Annotated in this window: 16 protein-coding genes; 14 read left to right on the top strand and 2 right to left on the bottom strand. The window is 42.5% G+C overall.

Going from position 1 to position 22,753, the window contains the following annotated elements:
• Positions 1 to 10: 10 nt before the first annotated feature.
• Positions 11 to 769, top strand: a complete 759-nt coding sequence (locus E1919_RS11125; protein WP_162053476.1) for an SDR family NAD(P)-dependent oxidoreductase — start codon at positions 11 to 13, stop codon at positions 767 to 769.
• Positions 770 to 821: 52 nt separating this feature from the next.
• Positions 822 to 1,991, top strand: a complete 1,170-nt coding sequence (locus E1919_RS11120) for an endo-1,4-beta-xylanase (protein ID WP_162053475.1) — start codon at positions 822 to 824, stop codon at positions 1,989 to 1,991.
• 64 nt (positions 1,992 to 2,055) lie between these two features.
• On the opposite strand, the gene E1919_RS11115 is transcribed toward E1919_RS11120, so the two are convergent.
• Positions 2,056 to 3,138 carry a LacI family DNA-binding transcriptional regulator gene (locus E1919_RS11115; RefSeq protein WP_162053474.1) on the bottom strand — a complete coding sequence of 361 codons (1,083 nt, stop codon included), beginning with the start codon at positions 3,136 to 3,138 and terminating at the stop codon, positions 2,056 to 2,058.
• Between the two features lie 227 nt (positions 3,139 to 3,365).
• Between E1919_RS11115 and E1919_RS11110 the strand changes: the two genes are divergently transcribed.
• Genes E1919_RS11110 through xylE form a run of 3 tightly spaced genes read left to right on the top strand, consistent with a single transcriptional unit; the run spans position 3,366 to position 7,705 of the window.
• Entirely contained in the window at positions 3,366 to 4,850 is a 1,485-nt protein-coding gene (locus tag E1919_RS11110) for a xylulokinase (protein ID WP_162053473.1), read from the top strand.
• A gap of 43 nt (positions 4,851 to 4,893) precedes the next feature.
• Complete coding sequence (xylA, locus tag E1919_RS11105) at positions 4,894 to 6,225, top strand: xylose isomerase (protein ID WP_162053472.1); 1,332 nt, start codon at positions 4,894 to 4,896, stop codon at positions 6,223 to 6,225.
• A gap of 37 nt (positions 6,226 to 6,262) precedes the next feature.
• Positions 6,263 to 7,705: a D-xylose transporter XylE gene (xylE, locus tag E1919_RS11100; protein WP_162053471.1), complete on the top strand. Its 1,443-nt coding sequence runs from the start codon at positions 6,263 to 6,265 to the stop codon at positions 7,703 to 7,705.
• A gap of 233 nt (positions 7,706 to 7,938) precedes the next feature.
• Here the strand turns inward: xylE and E1919_RS11095 are convergent, their stop codons facing one another.
• On the bottom strand, positions 7,939 to 8,940 hold the full coding sequence (locus E1919_RS11095; RefSeq protein ID WP_162053470.1) for a sugar transferase: 1,002 nt from the start codon (positions 8,938 to 8,940) through the stop codon (positions 7,939 to 7,941).
• Between the two features lie 967 nt (positions 8,941 to 9,907).
• Between E1919_RS11095 and E1919_RS11090 the strand changes: the two genes are divergently transcribed.
• From E1919_RS11090 to E1919_RS11050, 9 genes are all read left to right on the top strand, one after another.
• Positions 9,908 to 10,969, top strand: coding sequence for a glycosyltransferase (locus E1919_RS11090; RefSeq protein ID WP_162053469.1), 1,062 nt, complete (start codon positions 9,908 to 9,910; stop codon positions 10,967 to 10,969).
• A 453-nt stretch (positions 10,970 to 11,422) separates the two neighbouring features.
• A complete protein-coding gene (locus tag E1919_RS11085) occupies positions 11,423 to 12,343 on the top strand; it encodes a hypothetical protein (RefSeq protein WP_162053468.1) in 921 nt (306 codons plus the stop codon).
• Between the two features lie 102 nt (positions 12,344 to 12,445).
• Positions 12,446 to 13,516, top strand: coding sequence for a glycosyltransferase (locus E1919_RS11080; RefSeq protein WP_162053467.1), 1,071 nt, complete (start codon positions 12,446 to 12,448; stop codon positions 13,514 to 13,516).
• A 55-nt stretch (positions 13,517 to 13,571) separates the two neighbouring features.
• Positions 13,572 to 14,693, top strand: coding sequence for a non-hydrolyzing UDP-N-acetylglucosamine 2-epimerase (wecB, locus tag E1919_RS11075; protein ID WP_162053466.1), 1,122 nt, complete (start codon positions 13,572 to 13,574; stop codon positions 14,691 to 14,693).
• Between the two features lie 385 nt (positions 14,694 to 15,078).
• Entirely contained in the window at positions 15,079 to 16,248 is a 1,170-nt protein-coding gene (locus E1919_RS11070) for an alginate lyase family protein (protein WP_237144287.1), read from the top strand.
• A gap of 11 nt (positions 16,249 to 16,259) precedes the next feature.
• Positions 16,260 to 17,462 carry a glycosyltransferase family 4 protein gene (locus E1919_RS11065; protein WP_162053464.1) on the top strand — a complete coding sequence of 401 codons (1,203 nt, stop codon included), beginning with the start codon at positions 16,260 to 16,262 and terminating at the stop codon, positions 17,460 to 17,462.
• A 525-nt stretch (positions 17,463 to 17,987) separates the two neighbouring features.
• Positions 17,988 to 18,758 (top strand): polysaccharide biosynthesis/export family protein, encoded by a 771-nt coding sequence (locus E1919_RS11060; protein ID WP_162053463.1) that lies wholly within the window; start codon positions 17,988 to 17,990, stop codon positions 18,756 to 18,758.
• A gap of 14 nt (positions 18,759 to 18,772) precedes the next feature.
• The gene (locus E1919_RS11055; protein ID WP_162053462.1) at positions 18,773 to 21,115 is read left to right on the top strand and encodes a GumC family protein; all 2,343 of its coding nucleotides are present in this window, start codon (positions 18,773 to 18,775) and stop codon (positions 21,113 to 21,115) included.
• Positions 21,116 to 21,277: 162 nt separating this feature from the next.
• Entirely contained in the window at positions 21,278 to 22,741 is a 1,464-nt protein-coding gene (locus E1919_RS11050) for a lipopolysaccharide biosynthesis protein (protein ID WP_162053461.1), read from the top strand.
• Positions 22,742 to 22,753 lie beyond the last annotated feature (12 nt).

Below are 22,753 nucleotides of genomic sequence, written 5' to 3'. Positions count from 1 at the left end.
TATATCAGATATGAACGAAAATTCCACATCAGAACAAAAGGTAGCGATTGTAACTGGAGGAGCATCCGGACTTGGCTACGCTATTGCTGAGAAATTTGTGCAGAACGGCATCCGCACGATTGTAATTGGCAGAAACCAGGAAAAGCTGAATGCTGCCAAAGAAGCCTTTGGTGAGCTGTGTTCCATTATTTCCTTCGACTTAAGTAACCTACAGGATATCCCTGAGTTGGTAGAAAGCATTGCGAAGGAGTACGGCAAAATTGATATCCTGGTAAACAACGCCGGCATCAACATGAAGAAGCCTTTCACAGAGGTAACCGATGATGATTTCCAGAAAATCATCCTCACAAACGTGACCGCCATATTTTCGCTGAGCAGGGAAGTGGTGAAAGTGATGCTGCCGCAGAAACAAGGGACAATTGTCAACATTAGTTCAATGGCCTCACAGTATGGTATTCCGAAAGTAATCGCTTATACCGCGTCCAAGTCTGCTATCGAGGGCATGACCAGAGCCATGGCGGTAGAACTTTCTCCGGAAGGTATCCGGGTGAACTGCGTAGCACCCGGTTTCATCGCCACCGACATGTCGGCCAAAGCGCTGAACAATGACCCGGAACGTAAGAACAAAGTACTCTCCAGAACACCGATGGGCAAACTTGGCGTGCCGGCAGATGTGGCGGATGCTGTTTACTTCTACGCGACAGAAGGAGCGAACTATGTAACCGGAACCGTTCTGCCTGTGGATGGCGGTAACTCCATTGGGTTTTAATAAACAGCTTCCTGTGCAAATTAAAATCAACTTAAACTGAAAATCCTTAAAAATGAAACTGTACAAAGCATTTATTGCTCCTTCTCTCCTGGCCGCTTGTCTGGCAACTTCCTGTGCAGACGCTAACGAGGCAAATACAGACGTGGCAACGGCAGAGCAGACAAATACTGAGGTTCCTGCTACTTTAAAAGAAGCATATAAAGATGAATTTTATGTTGGTGCTGCTTTAAATGGCAGACAGGTAAGTGGCAGAGATCCACAGGCTGTCACCCTCATAGAAAAGCACTTTAACACCATCAGCCCGGAGAATCTGCTGAAGTGGGAATCAGTACATCCTAAACCTGATACCTATAATTTCGAGCCTGCAGACAACTATGTGGCTTTAGGCGAGCAGAACGATATGTTTGTGGTAGGTCATACACTGGTATGGCATAACCAGACGCCAGATTGGGTGTTTGAGGATGAGCAGGGAAACCCGGTGAGCAAAGAAGTGCTGCTGAAGCGTATGGAAGACCATATCAACGCGGTGGCCGGGCGCTACAAAGGCAGGATTGATTCCTGGGATGTGGTGAACGAAGCCCTGAACGATGATGGAACCCTCCGCAAAAGCAAATGGCACGAGATAATTGGGGAAGAGTACCTGGCGAAAGCGTTTGAGTTTGCCCGCCAGGCCGATCCGGATATGCAGCTGTACTACAACGACTACAACCTCTGGAAACCTGCGAAGCGTGATGGCGCGGTACGCCTGGTACGCAGCCTGCAGGAGAAAGGCATCAAAGTGGACGGCATTGGAATGCAGGGGCATTATGGCCTGGAGGCTCCTTCCTTAGAGGATATTGAGGCCAGCATCAAGGCTTTCTCTGATCTGGGTGTGAAAGTGTCTTTCACCGAAGTAGACATTGATGTATTGCCTAATCCTAGTGGCAGAGCAGGCGCAGACATTGACGCTACCTTTGACTTTGATGAAAAGTACAACGTGTACACCACCGGTCTACCCGATTCTGTGCAGCAGCAACTGACGCAGCGCTACGCTGAACTTTTTGAGCTGTTCAGCAAGCACAGCGATAAAATAGACCGTGTTACCTTCTGGGGCGTGACAGACAATGACTCCTGGCTGAACAACTGGCCGATTAGGGGCCGCACCAGCTATCCAATGCTGTTCGACCGCCAGTATCAGCCGAAGCCAGCTTACAATGCCGTGCTGGAAGTTGCCACGAAATAAGATGTTTTAACAAGCCTCTGTGGTCTCTAAATCAGGAGGTGAAGAAGCGCCTGAGGATTGTTTCCTAAAGAAACTGCTCCTCAGGCGTTCCTGTTTCCGGTGAGTTACGGAGGTGCATCCAGGAAGAGGCCAGGCGATCTGTGGAACCTCTGACAATCAGGTGTGGGTCAAGCACAATGCGTTCCGGCAGGTTATTATATAAATCCTCGGACCGCAGCATTTTTAAAAATAGCTTAGCGGCAGCTTCTCCCATAGGCACTGTTTGCTGGTCGATGGTTGAAAGCCCGGGCGTAACCAGTGCGCCAAACGATTCATTGGCAAAACCGATTACCCCTACTTCCTCCGGCACCTGCACTTTGTAATCTAATAATTGCCGCAGCACACCCATTGCTGTATAATCTTCGAGGGCAAAAACAGCATCAAAGGCTACTTTCTGCTGGTATAGTTTCTTCACACATTGGCGGCCAAAGTCGAGCGAGAAGTCTCCATATAGTATGAGGTTCTCATCTACAGGCAGGTCATAAAGCTTTAAAGCATCCACGTAACCTCGCAGTCGTTCCTTAAAGATGCCGATAGTTTGCCCGGCTGTAATATGCACAATGCGTTTGTAGCCTTGCCTGATCAAATGTTCTGTCGCCAGGAAGCCGCCTTTATAGTCATCTATCGTAACAGAGGGCACCTGAAGCGCCTCTGCAATACGGTCAAAAAACAAAAGCGGGATTTTTCGCTTCTGAATTTCAGAAAAGTGTTCATACCTGGTCGTCTCCTTCGCAACAGAGGCAATAATGCCTGCCACCCTGGAGTTCAGGAACGTCTCTATTCCTTTCTTTTCGCTTTCAAAAGACTCATTCGACTGGTAGAGCAGGATGCTGTAACCGTTTTCGTTCATGATTTTTTCGATACCATGCACCACCGAACTGAAGAAGCTAACATCCAGGCTGGGAATTATGATGCCGATGGTATAGCTGTGGCCGGAGCGGAGAGAGGAGGCCAGTTTGTTCTGGCGGTAATTAAGCTTTTGAGCTGTTTCCCGCACCAGCTTTTTAGTACCCTCACTAATGGCAGGATGGTCATTTAGTGCACGGGCTACAGTTGAAAAGGCGATGTTCAGCTCTTTGGCGATATCCTGTATGGTAACTTTTTTCAACGGCTTCTACTAAAAATCAGAAATAGGGAGTTAGCAAATGTAAAACTTCTTTTATTTTTTTCGCAGTTAAAAAAAGGTGTTTTTGCTACACTTATTTAAGATTAAGTAAGTAAACACTTGTTAATTTAAGTAAAAGTTGTCAAATTTATGCCAACGTTGGCATAAAGGCTGGCATAAATTTGACAAACAGTAGTAGAAAACGATAAGCTGTGTAAACGAAAGCAAATATGTTATTATTAGGTATAGACATAGGTACTTCTTCCATTAAGGTGTCGGTGGTAGATGCGCAGTCGCAGAAAACGCTTGCTGCGGCGCAGTACCCTGACACAGAAACCGCCATCACCTCCATCCAGCCGGGCTGGGCAGAGCAATCGCCGGAGATGTGGTGGGAGCATGCGAAGCAGGCCATCCGCAAGGCAAACGCCACTGGTAATTACAACCCTGAGGACATCAGCGCCATTGGCATAGCTTACCAGATGCATGGCCTGGTAGTGGTAGACAAGGGGCAGAACGTGCTGCGCGATTCCATCATCTGGTGTGATAGCCGTGCCGTGGAAATCGGCAACAAAGCCTTTGATGCCATAGGGCACGAGAAAAGTTTGTCGCACCTGCTCAACTCACCGGGTAATTTTACCGCCTCCAAACTGGCCTGGATAAAGGAAAATGAACCGGAGACTTACAGCAAGATATTTAAAATTATGCTGCCAGGCGACTTCATCGCCATGAAGCTGACCGGCGAGATTACCACCAGCCCATCCGCGCTATCAGAAGGCGTTTTCTGGGACTTTAAGAAAGATGCGCTCTCGGAAGATGTTATTCAGCACTTCAAGTTCGAGAAGTCGCTTATTCCGGAAATAAAGCCTGTTTTTTCGGAACACGGCCAGGTGAAGCAGGATATTGCCAGCGAGTTGGGTTTAAAAGCAGGTATTCCGGTGACTTATAAATCCGGTGACCAGCCGAACAACGCGCTGTCTTTGAACGTGCTGAAGCCCGGCGAGGTGGCCGCCACAGCGGGTACCTCGGGTGTGATATATGGTGTAAGCGACCAACTGGTGTACGACCAGCAGTCAAGGGTGAACACCTTTGCGCACGTAAACCATGCCACTAACGAGAAGCGGGTGGGCGTGCTGCTGTGCATCAACGGCACGGGCATTCTCAACAGCTGGGTAAAGAACAACATCAGCGCTGGCAAGGGCTATGTGGCCATGAATGAGGCAGCCCAGAAGATAGCCATCGGTAGTAATGGGCTGCGCATCCTGCCTTTTGGAAACGGTGCAGAACGAATGCTTAACAACAAAATGGTGGGGGTACATTTCCACAACATCGACCTGAACCTGCACACGCAGGCCCACATTTTCAGGGCGGTGCAGGAGGGTATTGTCTTCGCTTTCCGCTATGGCCTGGACATCATGCGGGAGAACGGCATGAATCCGAAGGTGATTCGGGCGGGGCAGGCCAACCTGTTCCTGAGTCCGCTGTTTGCACAGGCTTTTGTGGATGCTACCAATGTGCCGGTAGAGCTTTACCAGAACGATGGCAGTGTAGGCGCTGCTTTGGGTGCCGGTATAGGCGCTACGGTATTTGCCTCGCCGGAAGAGGCATTCAGCAACTTTAAACCGGTCAGACTGATAGAGCCGCAGGCTACCGCAGCGTATGAGCCTATTTACCAGGAGTGGAAAACACTTCTGAACGCTCAGCTTGACAGGAAATAAATTAAATATAAAAATTCAATACACAAACTTTAATACATTAACCATGGCAAATCCATTGATAGGAGAAAAAGAATACTTTAAAGGTGTAGGACAGATAAAGTTTGAAGGTCCGGAATCTGATAACCCACTGGCTTACCGCTGGTACGACGAAAACCGAGTAGTAGCAGGGAAGACACTGAAAGACCACCTGCGTTTTGCAGTGGCTTACTGGCACTCGTTTAATGCCAACGGTGCAGACCCGTTTGGTGGCCCGACGCTGCAGTTCGCCTGGGATGAGAAGTCAGACCCTGTTGAAAGAGCAAAAGATAAAATGGATGCGGCTTTCGAATTCATCACAAAGATGAACATGCCATACTATTGCTTCCATGATGTGGATGTGGTAGACTATGGCAACGACATCGCTGAAAACGAGAGACGCTTGCAGGCAATGGTGGAGTATGCCAAACAGAAGCAGCAGGAGAGCGGTGTGAAATTACTTTGGGGAACAGCCAATGTATTCTCGCACCAGCGTTACATGAACGGTGCTTCTACTAACCCGGACTTCCATGTACTAGCACATGCCTCTGCACAGGTAAAAGCGGCACTGGATGCTACTATCGCACTGGACGGTGAGAATTATGTGTTCTGGGGTGGCCGCGAAGGCTACATGACGTTGCTGAACACGGAGATGAAGCGTGAGCAGGATCACCTAGCCCGTTTCCTGCATACGGCAAAAGACTACGCCCGCAAGCAAGGTTTCAAAGGCACGTTCTTTATCGAGCCGAAGCCTATGGAGCCAACCAAGCACCAGTATGATTATGACTCTGCTACCGTTATCGGTTTCCTTCGCAAGTATGACCTGCTGAATGATTTTAAAATAAACATCGAGGTAAACCACGCCACATTGGCTGGCCATACGTTCCAGCACGAGCTGCAAGTGGCTGCTGATGCCGGCATGCTGGGCTCTATCGACGCGAACCGCGGTGACTACCAGAACGGCTGGGATACTGACCAGTTCCCGAACAACCTGAACGAACTGACGGAAGCGATGCTGGTGTTCCTGGAGGCCGGTGGTGTACAGGGTGGCGGTGTGAACTTCGACGCTAAAATCAGAAGAAACTCTACTGATTCGGCTGACCTGTTCTATGCACACATTGGAGGTGCCGACACATTTGCCAGAGCACTTATCACGGCAGACAACATCCTTCAGAAGTCTGATTACAAGAAGGTGCGTCAGGACCGGTATGCTTCTTTTGACAGCGGCAAAGGTAAGGCTTTCGAAGAAGGCAAGCTGACGCTGGAAGATTTGCGCCAGTACGCAGTTGAGAACGGCGAGCCTGAGGTGAAGAGCGGAAGACAGGAGTACCTGGAGAACGTAGTAAACCGCTACATCTAAGCGCTACCACCTTTAAATATACCTTTCCCAGTTCATTATGATAAAGAACGAAAAAGAAACGGCGGGGCAGAATATTCCCTACATCGCCGGGATTACTTTAATTGCGACGCTGGGTGGTTTACTCTTTGGGTACGACACTGCCGTTATTTCAGGCGCGGAGCGATCGGTGCAGATTTTCCTGGTAGATAGACTGGGACTTAGTACTTGGGTGCATGGCGCTACTATTTCCAGTGCCTTGATAGGGTGTATCATAGGCGGTGCCATTTCAGGCGTTTTTGCGTCCGGGATAGGCCGGAAGAAAACCTTGATTCTGGCGGCAGTACTGTTTTTTTTGTCCGCCCTAGGGTCTGGCTACCCGGAATTTTTGTTCTTTGAGGAGGGCGAGCCTACTATGGGTTTGCTTTACATGTTCAATTTTTACAGAATAATAGGTGGAATAGGTGTAGGCCTGGCCTCCGCTGTAGTACCGGTATACATTGGAGAGATAGCGCCAGCCAACATGCGTGGCCGATTGGTTTCACTTAACCAGTTTGCCATCATCTTTGGTATGCTAGTGGTCTATTTCGTTAACTGGGGCATTGCCAGCGGACAGTCTGTTGAGTGGCTTAACGATGTAGGCTGGAGACGGATGTTCTTATCTGAGGCTATTCCGGCAGGCTTATTCGGAGTCTTATTGTTTTTTGTACCTGAAACTCCGAGATACCTGAGCATGGCGGGCAGAGATGATGAAGCATTAGAAATCTTGTCAAAAGTAAATGGCAGGCATCGTGCAAAAGAAATTTTTGCTGAGATAAAGAATACTGTGCAGCATCATTCCGGTAAGCTGCTTTCCTACGGGAAAACAGTGATTGTGATTGGTGTTCTGCTTTCTGTCTTCCAGCAGTTTGTGGGCATCAACGTTGCGCTATACTATGCACCACGAATTTTTGAAAGTATGGGCGCTGGTAAAGATGCCTCCATGCTACAAACTGTGGTAATGGGCTTAATAAACGTGATCTTTACTGTTGTCGCCATCCTGACTGTAGACAGATGGGGTAGAAAACCACTGTTGATGGTGGGCTCCATAGGAATGGCCATAGGTATGTTTGCCATTGCCGGTCTTGCTTATTATGAAATCATCGGCATCAGTACGCTGGTATTCATAATCATCTACACCGCATCCTTTATGATGTCGTGGGGGCCAATTTGCTGGGTGCTGATATCGGAGATTTTCCCTAATAAAATTAGGGGGAAAGCGGTGGCTGTTGCCGTTGCGGCACAGTGGGCTGCCAACTTCTTCATCTCTGCAACTTATCCGTCAATGATGGAGTTCAGTGGCGCATTTACGTACGGCTTCTATGGTCTGATGAGTCTCTTGTCCTTCCTGTTCGTATGGAAAATGATTCCTGAAACGAAAGGGAAATCCCTTGAAGAGATGGAGGAGCTTTGGAGAGACAAGTCGAATCGTGTGCCTGAATCGAATGCAGCAGCGGGTAGGTAAGACAGTTTGTTCTAAAATCTATAGTACAGTGAAAAGGCTCTCCGAAAGGAGGGCCTTTCTTTATTTACTTGAAATAGAACCCGTTTACACAGTTATCCTGTAACATCTTAGTCTTATGAAGAGCACACCTGGCGGTGTTTTTTACTACAAGTAACTGAAGCATGAAACTGCTTCAACAGTTAATTATTGATCTGCAGATCTGATGATAGTTTTAACGCTGATTTTCCCGCAGCTTATAAGCTATTACAAGTAAAAACAACCCGTATGGTTTGAAGGATGATCTTGAAGTCTAAAGCAAGAGAAGCGTTCTTTACATAGAAAAGATCATACTCAAGTTTCTGAAGGTTTTGTTCAGGAGTAGCCGTAGGATAATTTACCTGTGCCCAACCTGTTACACCTGGTCGAATCGAATGCCGAAGATTATAGTAGGGTGCCTCCTCAACAAGTATGGATACGATATCTTCCTTTTCAGGTCTTGGTCCGATAAGGCTCATGTGCCCACATAGAACATTATATAGTTGAGGTAATTCGTCTATTTTTGTTTTTCTCAGTATTTTTCCCACTGGTGTTATTCTGGCATCATTCTTCACTGTATGTCTGTTATTTGCGCCATCGGTGGAATGATACATAGTCCGTAGCTTGAAAATACTAAAAGTGAGTCCTTTCATTCCTACTCGTTTCTGGATAAAGAATGCAGGCCCTTTAGAAGTACATTTGATACAAAGTGCGGCCAATAGCACTAGTAACAGAGCAAAAGGGGCAAGTATAAAACTAACTCCAATATCAATAGCTCTTTTTTGAAGCTGGAATAAGTTGCGAGAACTTACAAAGAACATGTCACTGTTGATAAGCCATGTCTTGAAATGAGTCAGTGGTATTCGTTTTGTAAAGTTTTCATGAAATGAAGCAAGATTATACACTGCCACCTGATTGACCCTCAGGTTGTTGATATGCTTCAAATGAGCTTTACTAAGGTTGATATTAGAGCTAGGATCAAGCAACACAACATCATACTTAGTGGAAGTTAGAGTTGTTACTAAATCCTCATTGCTCCTGCTATCCCAGAAGTCGACGGCGTAGAAGTTTGATAGACCAGGTTCTTTAATAAATTCATATGCCATATCACCTGGGTGCACTATAAGGCATTTTTTTGTTTTTGTACTGTACTCTTTTGATACTCTAAGGGCTCCAACTTCTGGAAGAGTCTCGGTTTGTAAATATACTTCCATACTCATAATGTGGATGGTTTAGCTAATGGTTAAAATATATGATTTATGAGGATATTTATATGTTAAAGCTAATATACGCCATCGTTAAAAATAGGTATGAGAATCTGTATTATTAATTTCTTAACAATCAATTTGATTATATATATATAAAATGTTATATATTTTAAATTACGATAAAATAAGTTATATAAATTAGAATGGATTTTATTCAGCTAAAGGTCTCTAAAATCTGATGAAAGTGGTAAAAACTAAGTTGTTATGAGTTTGGGAGTTCCGAGAGATATATTTGCTGTTGAGTCAAATTGCCTTCAAAACAGAGATGATGCAGTGCAACAAATATGGATACAAAATTTTTTAAAGCAGAGAAAATAAATCTTTAAAAATAGGCAATAAGGCTCAAACTGCCGCAGCATTAGATGCACAACTCTATCCTTATTGTCTTAGGTATAACAAATCAAGAATGGCTTTTATCTGTTTCCCGTTTAAATAATCTGTATCAACTCATAAGTAAACAAATCCAAGGAGTTTAGGAGTAGAATGTGCCGGGGAGGTTTATAAATATTTAAGAGACACAACATGTGCCCATAACAGTACGTATAAAAATTCCTGAATAAATTGATGTGTTTTTTATATATTGCAGATAAAGGTATTAGGTAACTTTAAACACATTAGATTATAGAAGGTACCTAATTCCAGTATATGTATAGATAGCTGAATACGTCATATTTACATGCCCCCTTTGATTTTAGCGGAGTTGGTTCAGGAGAATTGTCCTTCAATGATTAATAGAGTAAGTTTCTAAAACTAGAGATGACTTTGTACTTAAACAGAAACTCTAAGTAAGATTATGATGGGCTAGGAAAAGGTAATTGAAAGTATACAGATAGAAGACGCTTTTAAATAGCAGACCTTATCTATTATACTATATTCGTATTGGTGCAGAGTTATATACATAGCTGAATATATATTTAGTATGAGTTTAGGCGTAACAGTGGTAGTATGCACTTATAATGGGGCTGCCCTTCTCCCAGAAACTATAAAACATATCGCGCAGCAGCGTGTGCATTCTGGTATTTCATGGGAAGTTATCATAGTTGATAATGCATCAACAGACAATACTTCTAATGTCATTCTTGAGGAATGGAAGAAGCATCAGAATCCTGCTCCTTTCAGACTTTTACACCAGCCAAGACAAGGGCTAACATATGCTCGCGAACTGGCGCTTACAAACTCTCACTACGCGTTTGTTTTGTTTTGTGATGATGACAATTGGCTTGATCCTGATTACGTAAATTTAAGTTACGACCTGATGCTGCAGAATCCTTCTGTAGGAGTATTAGGAGGCTATGGAGAACTAGTTTATGAGGTCTCTCCCCCTTCCTGGGCAACTGCACTTCCTTTGTTTGCAAATGGCCCTCAGGCTAAGGAATCAGGTAAAGTACGTCGTAATGCTGTGTATGGGGCTGGTTGTGTCTTGCGCAAATCCGCGTATAAAGTTATTTATAAAGCAGGATTTAAGCCTATGCTTACAGATAGAGTTGGCTCCAACCTAAGTTCAGGTGGAGACTATGAGCTATGTTATGCTATAGCATTAGCTGGATACGATATTTGGTACGATGAAAGACTTAAATTCAAGCATTTTATGCCTGATGGCCGGATAAGTTGGAACTACTATGTTCGTTATTTTAAGGAGGCAGCTCAGTGCTTTGAAGTTTTACTACCGTACCAATTACTTCTTAACCACGGTAGTAAGAACACGGTGTCTTTTAGCTTAAAGTTGTTTATGATGTTGCTTCTATACATTCTTAAAAAGTTACCTGTTCTTTTTGCTAGCGTAACTACATCATCTGGAACGGAGGAGGCTAAGTTAAATACTCTAAAGTTTATGGGATTTAAAGGGAGGCTGTTGAGTTTTACAAGATATCGTGCCATGAAAAGAAACTTTAAGGCTATTCTAAAGTTTAAGCAGGAAAAATTATCAGTTGCTTCGAAGTTAAATTCTGCTCAAGCAAATACTTATGCCATGGCCGGATAAGTTACCTTTTGCATTTAAGTATTAATTAATTGTCAACAATTCTGTTGCAAAATCTAACTAAGTGCTGAAATGAAGTCTGATAACCTGAATCTTTTCAAAATGTTTTCATTGTCAGTATATCCTGTGTGGTGTGTATAGCAATCCTGTTAACGCTACGTTACAAAGCTCTATTAAAGTTAAGGCTGTTGTATCATGTGTGTTTAAAGCATTACAGTGTGCTTCCGCTATGTGTTGCTGCTCAAGAATAATATCTAAAAGCTGTGCTTCCGTTCCCCTGCTCGAATAAGAAAGGTTAAGTTCTGAAATAAACAGAATAAGTTGAATGAGCAATCCACAGATGCCACACGAGAATAAAAACAAAATATTTCATATATATAATAAACAAAATCTTTAGATAGACGTTAAGTCTAATCTAAATACTTCAATGGTTTATTGTTAAGTTTATTTAAAGTAATGAGTGTCTTCCCTATTTATTTATTAAATATAGTATTAGCTCTATTTTGCTATTTGCCCGTACAAGAATCTCCTTCCTTTAAAGTTTATTGTTATCCCAGCCGGTTTGATACTAAATCAGAAGAGTACTTTAGAAACAATAGAAACAATGGTTTTGTAACAGACAAAATCCAAATTATGACGCAGGGGAGCATTGTGTACACTGATGACAAAAGCAATTTCGATCCCGCCAGAGTAAGAAGGTTCCTGTTAAAAAACTTTCCAGATCCTGATAACACAAGTATGGTGCTACTTGATTGGGAAGCAGGGCCTTACGATGATTTAAAGAACTTTCCTGCTACTGACAGTCGCTTTAAGGCTGCTGAAAATAAGCTTATTGCTCTTTTAAATGAAGTTAGGCAACACAGACCAAACCTAAAACTCGCGTTTTATGGTATTCCGTTCAGAGCGTGGTATGATTGGCAAAAGCAGAAGTACAACCCTTCCGGTAAGTATGATAGGCTGTTGTCAGAGATTGACTGGATTGCCCCGTCCCTTTATATTTTGTTTGCTGATGAAGAAGTAGGGCATGCCAGAAACCTTCAGTACCTGAGAGACAATTTAGATCCCGCGCTAGTGTATGGGAAGAAACACAACAAACCGGTCATTCCTTATGTGTGGCACAGAATACATGCTGCTAGTGATGATTATCCTCATGATATCATACAAAAGGAGGTCTTTGCAAAATACATCAGATATGTTTCTGCCTACTCACACAGTGGCTACAAAGCAAGCGGTGTTTACTGGTGGGACAATCAAGGCGGCAGGCTTGATGACTTATCTGGTATTGACAACCACCTAAAAGGAACTGTGTATGATGCGGCCACCTATGATGCCATGATAGTGGATTTTGCAGCAGCTGTGAAGAAGGAGTTACACTGAGAGTTACCTGATAAGACGGAGTAGCTTAAGTGCCCTTTTGGTCAGATAGCTGGTTCTTAGTGCAAAATTATTATTTATAGAGAGGGTCATAACAAAGCTTATATGAAAGTACTTTTTGTGTTTGAGTTAGGTTTATTGCATTACCGTATTCCGATATTAGAGAGAATAGCAAGAGATGAGAACATTGAGCATTGTGATGTAATTCATACCGAAGAGCATACAAATGGGCAGTATTACTTTAAAGAACTTAAGGCGAAGGTTAAGACTATTGGCAATGTTAAGTTGCTGCCAGAGGTGGCTAAGCTAAAGGATAACTATGATGTTATTGTTTTCTCATTCAATCTCTGGAGACCGAACTGGTTCTACACCTTGTTTTCTTCCAGAAAAGCTAAATACATACTATGGGGGCAGGGCTTTGGTAGAACAAATAACTATTGGGCAGCCAGGCTGGCTAAAATTTATTTTGCTAAATGGGCAGACGCCTTGATCTTTTATACGCAAAGTGGGTGCGCTGATTTCCATCGGCATAATATCCCGATGGAAAAGATGTTTGTTGCCAAAAACACCTTACATGTAGGAAATGCCGGACCTTCTGAGGGAGTTGAGAAAACAGACCTCCTTTATGTAGGCAGAATTCAGGAACGAAAAGGTGTTGATGTATTAATCAAAGCCTTTGCTTCGATTGTAAATGAAGTTCCTGAAAATGTGGTGGTTAAAATAGTTGGGGATGGTGATACTACATTATTGAAGGAAGTTGCTGAAAGCCATGGCTTACAGGACAGAGTAGTCTTTGAGCCCGGTGCTTATAATGAGGCGGTATTAAAAAAAACATTTAGTAGGTCTATTGCATATGTTTCTCCCAATCATGTAGGGCTTGGGGTAGTGCATAGTTTTGCTTACGGAGTACCAGTGATAACAAACAGAAACAGGAAACATGCTCCAGAGTTCGAGTATTGCGATAAATCCAACAGTTTGCTTTATGAGGATGGAGGAGAGGAACTGGCTGCGTTGTTAAAAGAAATTTGTAACAACAGAAGTTTACAGAAACAGCTATCTGCAGGAAGCTATGACTATTACGACCGTAATCTAAGATCAGATATCATGGTTCATGGCTTTATAGAGGCGTTTAACTATGTCTTAAGAAAAGATAAAATGCCAGCCTTACAAAGCTAAGACTACTATCAATGTAAGCCTTCATATTAATTTCATAAATAAAATTCTAGAAAATATGCTTGTATCTATTATAGCCGGGGCCAGACCCAACTTCATGAAAATTGCTCCTATCATTGAAGCAATCAGGAAAGCACATGACGAAGGATACTCTATTAACTATAGGTTAATTCATACTGGGCAGCACTATGATAAGAAAATGTCTGGCGACTTTTTCGAGCAGCTGGGCATTCCGGAGCCAGATGCAAACCTGGAAGCCGGTGGAGGCACACAAGCTGAGCAAACAGCCGCCATTATGGTTCGTTTTGAAAAAGAACTTCTAGAGAACAAGCCAAACCTGGTTATCGTAGTAGGTGATGTGACTTCCACTATGGCATGTGCCATCACAGCCCAGAAGCTTTGCATTCCGGTGGCGCATGTTGAAGGGGGAATTCGTTCTGGGGACTGGTCGATGCCGGAAGAGATTAACCGACTGGTAACGGACAGTATAACCAATTATTTCTTTACAACTTCTGAAGTAGCCAACACAAATTTAAGAAACTCTGGTGTGCCAGATGAACGTGTCTTTTTTGTGGGTAACACAATGATTGATACGCTGTTAAAGCAGATGCCTAGTTTTTTGAAGCCGGATTTCTGGGACGAATTTAAGCTAGAGAAAAAGCAATACATGGTCATGACCTTGCACCGGCCATCAAATGTGGATGATCCTGAACAGTTGAAAAGCTTGTTAGGCGTCCTTGAAAACAGCTCGAATGACCAGCCAGTCATATTTCCGGTGCACCCCAGAACACGTAATAACCTTCAGAAGTTTGGAATACAGCTAGAAAAGGTGAAAATGGTGGAGCCTCTCAGTTACCTGGAGTTTAACTACCTGGTACAGCATGCAAAAGGCGTTATCACAGATTCAGGTGGCATAACAGAAGAAACAACAGTTATGGGCGTGCCCTGCATGACACTCAGAAACTCAACAGAAAGGCCAGAGACTTGTGCGCTCGGCACAAATGAACTTTTAGGAACTGACCCAATAGCCTTAGAGCAAGCCCTTACACGTTTATATGCTGGCAAGTGGAAAGAGGGTGTTGTGCCTCCGCTGTGGGATGGCCATACTGCTGAAAGAATTGTGAAGCACATTTGTGAGATATTTGACGTAAAAAGTGAAGAAACTGTCTCTGTACTTTAATACCGTTCGTCACTTAAGAATAAGGCAGGTAGTTTATCAGGTAATTTACCGCTTACTAAAGGTTAAGCCTTTGTTGGCTTATGCTGATAAGGGAAGTTTAGCGCAAACGAAAGCGTTGCTGTTTTCAGATTATCTTCCAGCGCCCTCATGTGCAACTGGTATTGGGCAATTTAATTTTTTAAACAAAGAAGTAAACTTCAGCCAAGGTATTGACTGGTCCTACGCAAATCATGGGAAGTTATGGAATTACAACCTGCAGTACGGTTATTACCTGTTACAGGAAGAAATTCCTTTGGCTACCCGACTGCAGTGGCTGGCTAACCTGCACGATAGTTTAAACAACAATACTATCATACTAGAGCCTTATCCTGTTTCAATAAGAGTTATGAATACGATACGGCTGATTTGCCGGCATCATATTCACGACAGAGAACTACTCACTGCTTTACAGGCAGAAGTAAGTTTTCTTTCAGGCAGGATTGAGTACCACCTTCTTGCCAACCATGTGTTGGAGAATGCTTTTGCTTTGCTCATGGGCGGAGCTTTCTTTGACCACGATGAATGGATAGAAGCAGGATGTAAAATACTTACTGAACAGTTAAAGGAACAAGTACTGAACGATGGCGGGCATTATGAACTGAGCCCCATGTACCATCAAATAATACTGTATCGTCTGTTGGAGCTAATTGATTGGTACCAGGCATATGACAGAAGAGAGGAGGCCTTTTTTGATTATATATGCAGGAAAGCCACTTTGATGCTTGGCTGGCTTAGAAGTATAACGTTTAGTAGCAACGAGATACCATATTTAAACGATAGCGCCCCGTTTATAACTTATGACACAAAGTCACTTATAGACTATGCCGCTAATTTAAAGCTCAACACAGCTTCAGCATTAGCCTTGTCTGAGTCAGGATACAGAAAGTTTGAGCGGGGGAGCTATGAGTGCGTCGTTGATGTGGCAGATATCGGTCCTGAATACCAGGCTGGACATGGGCACGCAGATGCCTTGTCCTTTATCCTCCACTATAAGGGTGCTCCTGTTTTTGTTGAGGCAGGTACCTCTACTTATGAAGCAGATGCAGTACGTTCTTATGAGAGATCAACTGCGGCACATAATACAGTTGTTGTGAACAATACCAGCCAGTCAGAAGTGTGGGGAAGTTTCAGGGTAGGTGATAGAGCGCAGGTTACAATACTAAGCGAATCAGAGAATGAGCTTAAAGCTGAGCATGATGGCTATTCAAAAAGATTTGGTGTCCGGCACAGTAGAAGTTTTTCATTTGATAACACTAGTGTAATAATTGTTGATGAAATTGCAGGAAGAGCGCAAACTGAGGCTGTGGCTTTGTTCCACTTGCACCCCAACGTGGCTTGCCAAGTTGAAGGCAATACAGTGTACTTGGATAATGTAGGTATGATGAATTTTCTTAACGGACTTCGAGTTGAAACGGCTACCTATAATTTTTCCTCCGGTTTCAACACTCGTATACCTGCCACAGTACTAAAAGTAATTTTTGAAGATAAACTCAATACACAAATAGAACTTACCTAAAAAGAGTCTGTATGAAAATAGTCTACTTCTACCAGTATTTTTCGACACCAAAAGGGGCTTGGGGTACTCGTGTTTATGAGTTTGCCAAAGATTGGGTAGAGCAAGGGCATGAGGTAACCGTAGTGTCAAGCATATACAGTAAGTCTGACCTAACTGCTACAAAACTAATAGAGGACCAGTACTTTGAGGGTATACATGTAAAAGTCCTGAATGTGGTGATTGACAACAAGCAGTCCTTCTACAAGAGGATCTGGACATTCATACTGTACAGTATACTGTCTTCCTACTTTGCACTTACTTTGAAGGCAGACGTTGTAATTGCCTCGTCCGGGCCAATTACAGTTGGTTTACCAGGCTTGTTAGCGCACTATATAAGAGGTAGAAAGCTCGTTTTTGAGACAAGAGACCTTTGGCCTGAAGGAGCTATAGAGTTAGGTGTAATCCGCAACCCGTTAATGAAGAAGATAAGTTACTGGTTTGAGAAGCTGTGTTACAAAGCCTCTTCTTACATCGTTACCCTATCTCCTGGTATGACACAGGATATTCAGAGAAGATTCGACATAGATAGGATTGATGATGTTACCAACGCAGCAAACATCAAGCTTTTTTCTACACTTGTGCCTTGCCCAAACAAGGTAGTTGAGCCCCGCAAGTATGCCATATATACTGGCAATATAGGAATGGTTAACAACTCCAATTGGTTGCTAGAAGGTGCAAAAGTGTTGAAGAGGTTGGGCAGGTCAGACATTAAAATACTTCTGATCGGTGAGGGGCAGCAGCGTGAGGAACTTGAGGAGAGAGCAAAAAAGGAAGGTATAACTAATTTCATTCGGCTCGGCCTGATGCCAAAAAATCAACTGGTGGGGTATGTGCAGCATGCATTTGTGTCACTAGTTCCTTTAAAAGGCACTCCTGTTTTAGACACTTCTTCTCCAAACAAATTTTTTGAATCGCTGGCAGCTGGGGTGCCAGTAATACAAAACACACAAGGTTGGATGAAAAGCTTCTTAAACGAGCATGAGGTTGGTTTTACGCTTGACCCCAACGATCCGGAGCAGTTGGCAAACAAGCTAATCTGGATGCATGATAACTTTGATGATATGCAACAAATGAGGGCAAATGCACTTAACGTTGCCACAAGATTTTTCGATAAAGACTACTTAGCAAGTAAAATGTTAAAGATTTTAGAGGAAGTTCATAGATCATCAAAATGATGCTTTGTAGCTTCCTACTTAGGTACTAAAGATGGCATTGCATTCATCTCCGCCTGAGGGATGTGCGCCGCGCCATTTTTAAATACTCTAGGCCAAGCGTAAATTCCTTCTAATACAAAGTGTCTGACTTACAAATGGGGCAAAGTCCTGATGGGTATAAGTGGTGAAATTTTTCTTAGAGGAAGGTATCGCGCTGCAACATCGCTACACGCCCAGGCAGCTCTAAAACAAAAATCTGTTATAGCTGAGACTTGGTTTTTATTAATCCGCAGGATGTGAGTAGTAGTAATATATATGCATATATAATTTTTTAAAATAAAAACTGCAAAAGAACAAACCTTATAGCAGAAATCAAGTATCCATGAAATGGATTGTGTTATTCTAAATATTTATTTAATATTAATTATGTGTAATTGAGCGTTTTTACGTAGAGGTGTCACATAACGAATTACCTGAATGGCAACAAACCCCTTTTCGCACACACGCTAATAAACTTAAACCCTTAGAATTTACTGCTAAACAAAGATGAGATTAAATATTTTATACCTGTTAGTTCTTCTTTCGTTCTCTTCCTGCGGCAAAAGGAACCTGGCTTATTTCAGCAATATTGGGGAGCAAGGAAGATATAAAGAAGACATCGTCAATTTCAAGGAACCTAGAATTCAGCCTGATGACCTATTAAGTATTAACATAAGCAGCCTGAGCCCAGAGGGAAATGCTTTGTTCAATAAAACTGTTTTTACTACGGCAAGTACTAGATCCTCTGACGTAGCATCGGCCAACATCAACGATGGCTATTTAGTAGATAGAGACGGGTTCATTGAGTTTCCGGTATTAGGAAAAATCAACTTAGGCGGTATGACTAAGCGGGAAGCCCAGGAGATGCTGAACCGGAGGCTGCAGGAATACCTGAAAGAACCTACTGTTAACATACGGTATCTGAATTTTAGAATAACAGTTCTCGGTGAGGTGAAAAACCCATCTACATTCACTATTCAATCGGAAAAAATAAATGTACTGGAGGCACTAGGTATGGCCGGCGACATGACTTCTTTTGGAAGGAGGGAAAGAGTGCTGCTTATACGTGAGAGAGGAGGGGTTAGGAGTATAGATAGAATTGACCTCAGTAAAAAGGAAATTCTTAACTCACCCGACTTTTACCTGCAGCAGAACGATGTGATCTATGTAGAGCCGAATGGTGCTAAGGTTGCTCAGTCGACTATTGATACACGCTTTATCTCAATATTCTTGGCTGCCACCTCAACTGTTTCACTTATTCTTTGGAGACTTTTATAGAACAATATAAAGCTATGATAGAGAAAGACATTCGTTCTTTAGAAGCGGAAACTATTGACTTGAAAAAAATTCTGTTAAAATACATGAGGCACTGGTACCTGTTTATAGGTGCTTTGTTTCTGTGCTTGGGCGGAGCTTTTCTGTTTTTGTTGTATTCCACACCCATGTACTTAGTTACTAGTACTCTTTTGATAAAGGACGACAAGAAGAAGGACGCCCCTATAAGTACTGATTTCGGGGATATCGAGATGACAAATTACAGTCAGAATCTTGATAATGAAATCGAGGTCCTTAAATCAAGAGGCATAATGCAGCGGGTTATGGAAGAACTGGCTATGGAAACAACCTATTTTGTTGAAGGGCAGTTTGTGAATGAGGAAATATACGGGGAACATCTCCCGATCAGAGTTATCGTAAATCAACTCAATCCTTCCGCATTTGAGAAAACAATAACAATACGTGTACAAGATGGGAACAGCTTTGAGCTGGAGAATGATCAAAATGTGACATCTCACAAGTTTGGTCAAAAAATAGAGGCTACATACGGTACATTTACTGTGGTTGCTGCTCCAGATAGCTTACTTGATGACCACAAAAAGATCATAGTTCAATTCAATGATGTTAAGCAATTAGGAATTGATTACAATAATAAGTTGGAAGTGTTTCCAACGAATGAAAATGCCAGCGTAGTCATGTTGAGGCTTTATGATGCCGTTCCTGAGAAAGGGTTAGATATCATGAGTACGCTGATAGAGCTGTATAACGATGAAGCTATTAGTGAAAAGAAGGCCATAGCGGCAAATAACCTGCAGTTCTTAGATGGGCGGCTGAAGTATTTGATTGGCGAACTGACTGATGTGGAAGAAAACGTTGAAAATTATAAACGCCAATATGAAGTTACAGATGTTAGTTCGGAGGCTAGGCTTTATTTAGAGAAGTCAACTGATTACAACAAGCAGTTGTCTGACTGGAACGTGCAAATAGATGTTTTAGAGACAATAGAAAGCTACTTAACCAATAATGAAAACAAGTATGAACTGGTGCCAAGTTCGCTTAATATCCAGGACCCGACATTACTTGTTCTTATTAAGAAGTTTAATGAACTGCAGCTGGAGCGTCAAAACTTTTTACGAACCATGCAAGCGAGTCACCCGCTCGTTGAAAATACGAACGAACAGCTAGCAAATCTTCAGGTTAATATAGTGGAGAATCTGAGGAATATTAAAAGGGGACTGATCATTACAAGAGACAATCTGCAAAGGAGCTATGCGCAGGTCGAGTCCAAAAAGCAACAGGTGCCTTCTATTGAGCGAGAGCTGCTGCAGATAAACAGACAGCAAGGTACGAAAGAAGGTTTATACCTCTACCTTCTGCAAAAGCGTGAAGAATCTGCCATGTCATTGGCTGCTAACATACAAAACGCCAAAGTTTTAGATGAAGCTATGGTTGATGAGGAGCCTGCGCTGCCGCGGAGGCAACTAATCTTCGTTTTAGCCTTCTTATTGGGTATAGGCCTGCCCATAGCCACTATCCATATCAAAGACCTGATGAATGATAAGATACAGTTGAAGACAGACGTAGAGAATTTAACGGAGACCCCAATTCTGGGTGAGATTTCTCATAACAGCAAAAGGGAGGCAATAGTTGTAACTAAAAAGAATAGAAGCCCTGTTGCCGAACTGTTCTGGCTAATTCGGGCAAACCTGCAGTTTGCTACTGTTGGAAGTGAGAATAAAGTAATATTGGTCACCTCGAGCATGAGTGGTGAAGGTAAAACTTTCTTTTGTATAAACCTGGGTGCCAGCCTGGTACTTACTGGTAAGAGAGTTGTTCTGCTGTCTTTTGACCTTAGAAAACCATCCCTGATGAAAAGCTTAGGCTTACCGAACGACAAAGGAGTTACTAATTACCTAATTTCAGAAAACTCTTCCATCGATGAAATTATAGTTCCTTCTCAGGATATGCCTGATCTTTACATGATTGGCTCCGGACCTATTCCTCCTAATCCTTCACAGATAATGTTGCACCCTAGAGTAGGGACTTTAATTGATGAATTAAAGGAAGTATTTGATTATGTCATTATTGATACAGCGCCTGTTGGACAGGTAGCAGACGCGCTGGCATTAGCTCCTTACATTGATTCTAGTATTTATGTCGTGAGGTATAATAAGACGGCAAAGGATCAGGTGAAAATCATCGATGATATTTATAGAAACAGAAAGTTAAAACATCCAATGATCGTGTTAAACGATGCCAAAAAGCAGAACGGTTATGGCTACGGCTATGGCTACGGATATGGTGATCAGGGGCATGAGACAGGGTGGAATGATAAAATCAAAAACGAGGTAGCTGTATAAAAAAGTATAGTGCGAAATCCATCATGTGCCATAACTGACTAAGACTTCGAATACAGTACTGTCTCTGCGTCAGTATAAAAGGCATATACTAAATGCCTCAGCACTTATTTCTGTTTCTATTAGATTACATTAATTTTTATTTTATCTGTCTTCTTCACTTTAATGGGAGTACCTCATATAAAAGGCAAAGTCATCAGCGGTATAATCTGGAGTTCTATTCAGCTTGTCATAAGCAGAGGGTTTGGCTTTGCTATCAGGCTTATATTAGCCAAACTATTATTTCCAAGCCAATTTGGATTAGTGGGTATGGCGACAGTCTTTATTAGCTTTATTCAAATATTTAACGAAATAGGAATAGGGGCTGCTCTTGTTCAGCGGAAAGAAGAACATTTAACAGAGGAGCATTATCATACAGCATTCTGGACAGGGCTCGTCTGGTCAACAGGTATTTTTCTGCTCATTTTCTTTGCTGTTGCACCATTGGCGGCAGCTTTCTACAAAGAGCCAATGCTTCGTGAAATAGTTCCTGTATTAAGCCTGGGGGTGCTTCCAAGTGCAATTAGCTTGGTTCATAGTGCCAGGCTCACAAAACAGATGGATTTTAAAAGGCTGGCTTTCATCAATAATGTTTCAACTGTCTTTTCAGGAGTTGTTGCTTTGGTGATGGCATATATGGGAGCAGGAGTTTGGGCATTAGTGTTTAACTCCGTTGCTGCATATTTTGTAGCTCTGCCGTTATACTTTAACGCTACAAAATGGTACCCAAAGCTTGTTTGGGATAAGCAGTCATTCGTTGATATCTTCGGGTTTGGAGTTTACACTACAGGTACAAATTTCTTTAACAACTTAATATCAAAAGTAGATTACCTGTTGATAGGCAAACTGATGAGTGCGTATGCTTTAGGCACGTATACTTTGGCTTTTGTGCTCACAGACACTTTCAGAAGCCAGATTATGGGTATGATAGGAAAAGTTATGTACCCTGTGTATGGGCAAAAGCAGGATGACCTTGTGCTGCTTAAGAGGTATTATCTGAAAGTAGTAAAATATAACAGCGTTTGCATATATCCAGTGATGGTTTTCTTGATTGTGCTTGGGGAACCTTTTGTATATGACTTCTTTGGTGACAAGTGGAGTGATGCAATTATGCCTTTAAAAATTTTAGCCCTATCAGTTATGGTGCATATGTTGGTGAACAGCCATGCGTCATTGATAAGAGGATTGGGTCATTCAAGACTAGAAATGAAAATTCAATTTTCTAAAGCTGTCTTTTTTTATGTACCCTTGATTACCTTGGGAATTTACTGGAATGGTATTGTAGGGGCTGCATGGGCATATGTTCTTAATAAAGCCTTGGAAGTAGTTGTTGCACAATACTACCTGAAAAAGTTAGTAGACGTTTCTTTAAAAGACTTGCTGTTTACTATGGCTACCCCATTAGTAGCAAGTACGATAGCATTTGCTGTGACTATTCTGCTCTATAATTTAAAGTTACATTACTTGATATGTACAGTGGGCTTAGCCATCAGCTACTGTTGTGTTGTCTGGTTGATGATGAGGTCAGAACTTAATCTAAGACTGAAGGAGCTTAAAGAATTCAAAACACGCCGAGTAGTACCTAATTAGCTTTTCGCAGAA

Origin of the sequence: Pontibacter pamirensis (assembly GCF_010015475.1) — a bacterium.
Lineage (GTDB): Bacteria > Bacteroidota > Bacteroidia > Cytophagales > Hymenobacteraceae > Pontibacter > Pontibacter pamirensis.
The sequence above is the reverse complement of the archived record's forward strand: the minus strand, read 5'-3'. Positions and strand labels throughout refer to the sequence as shown.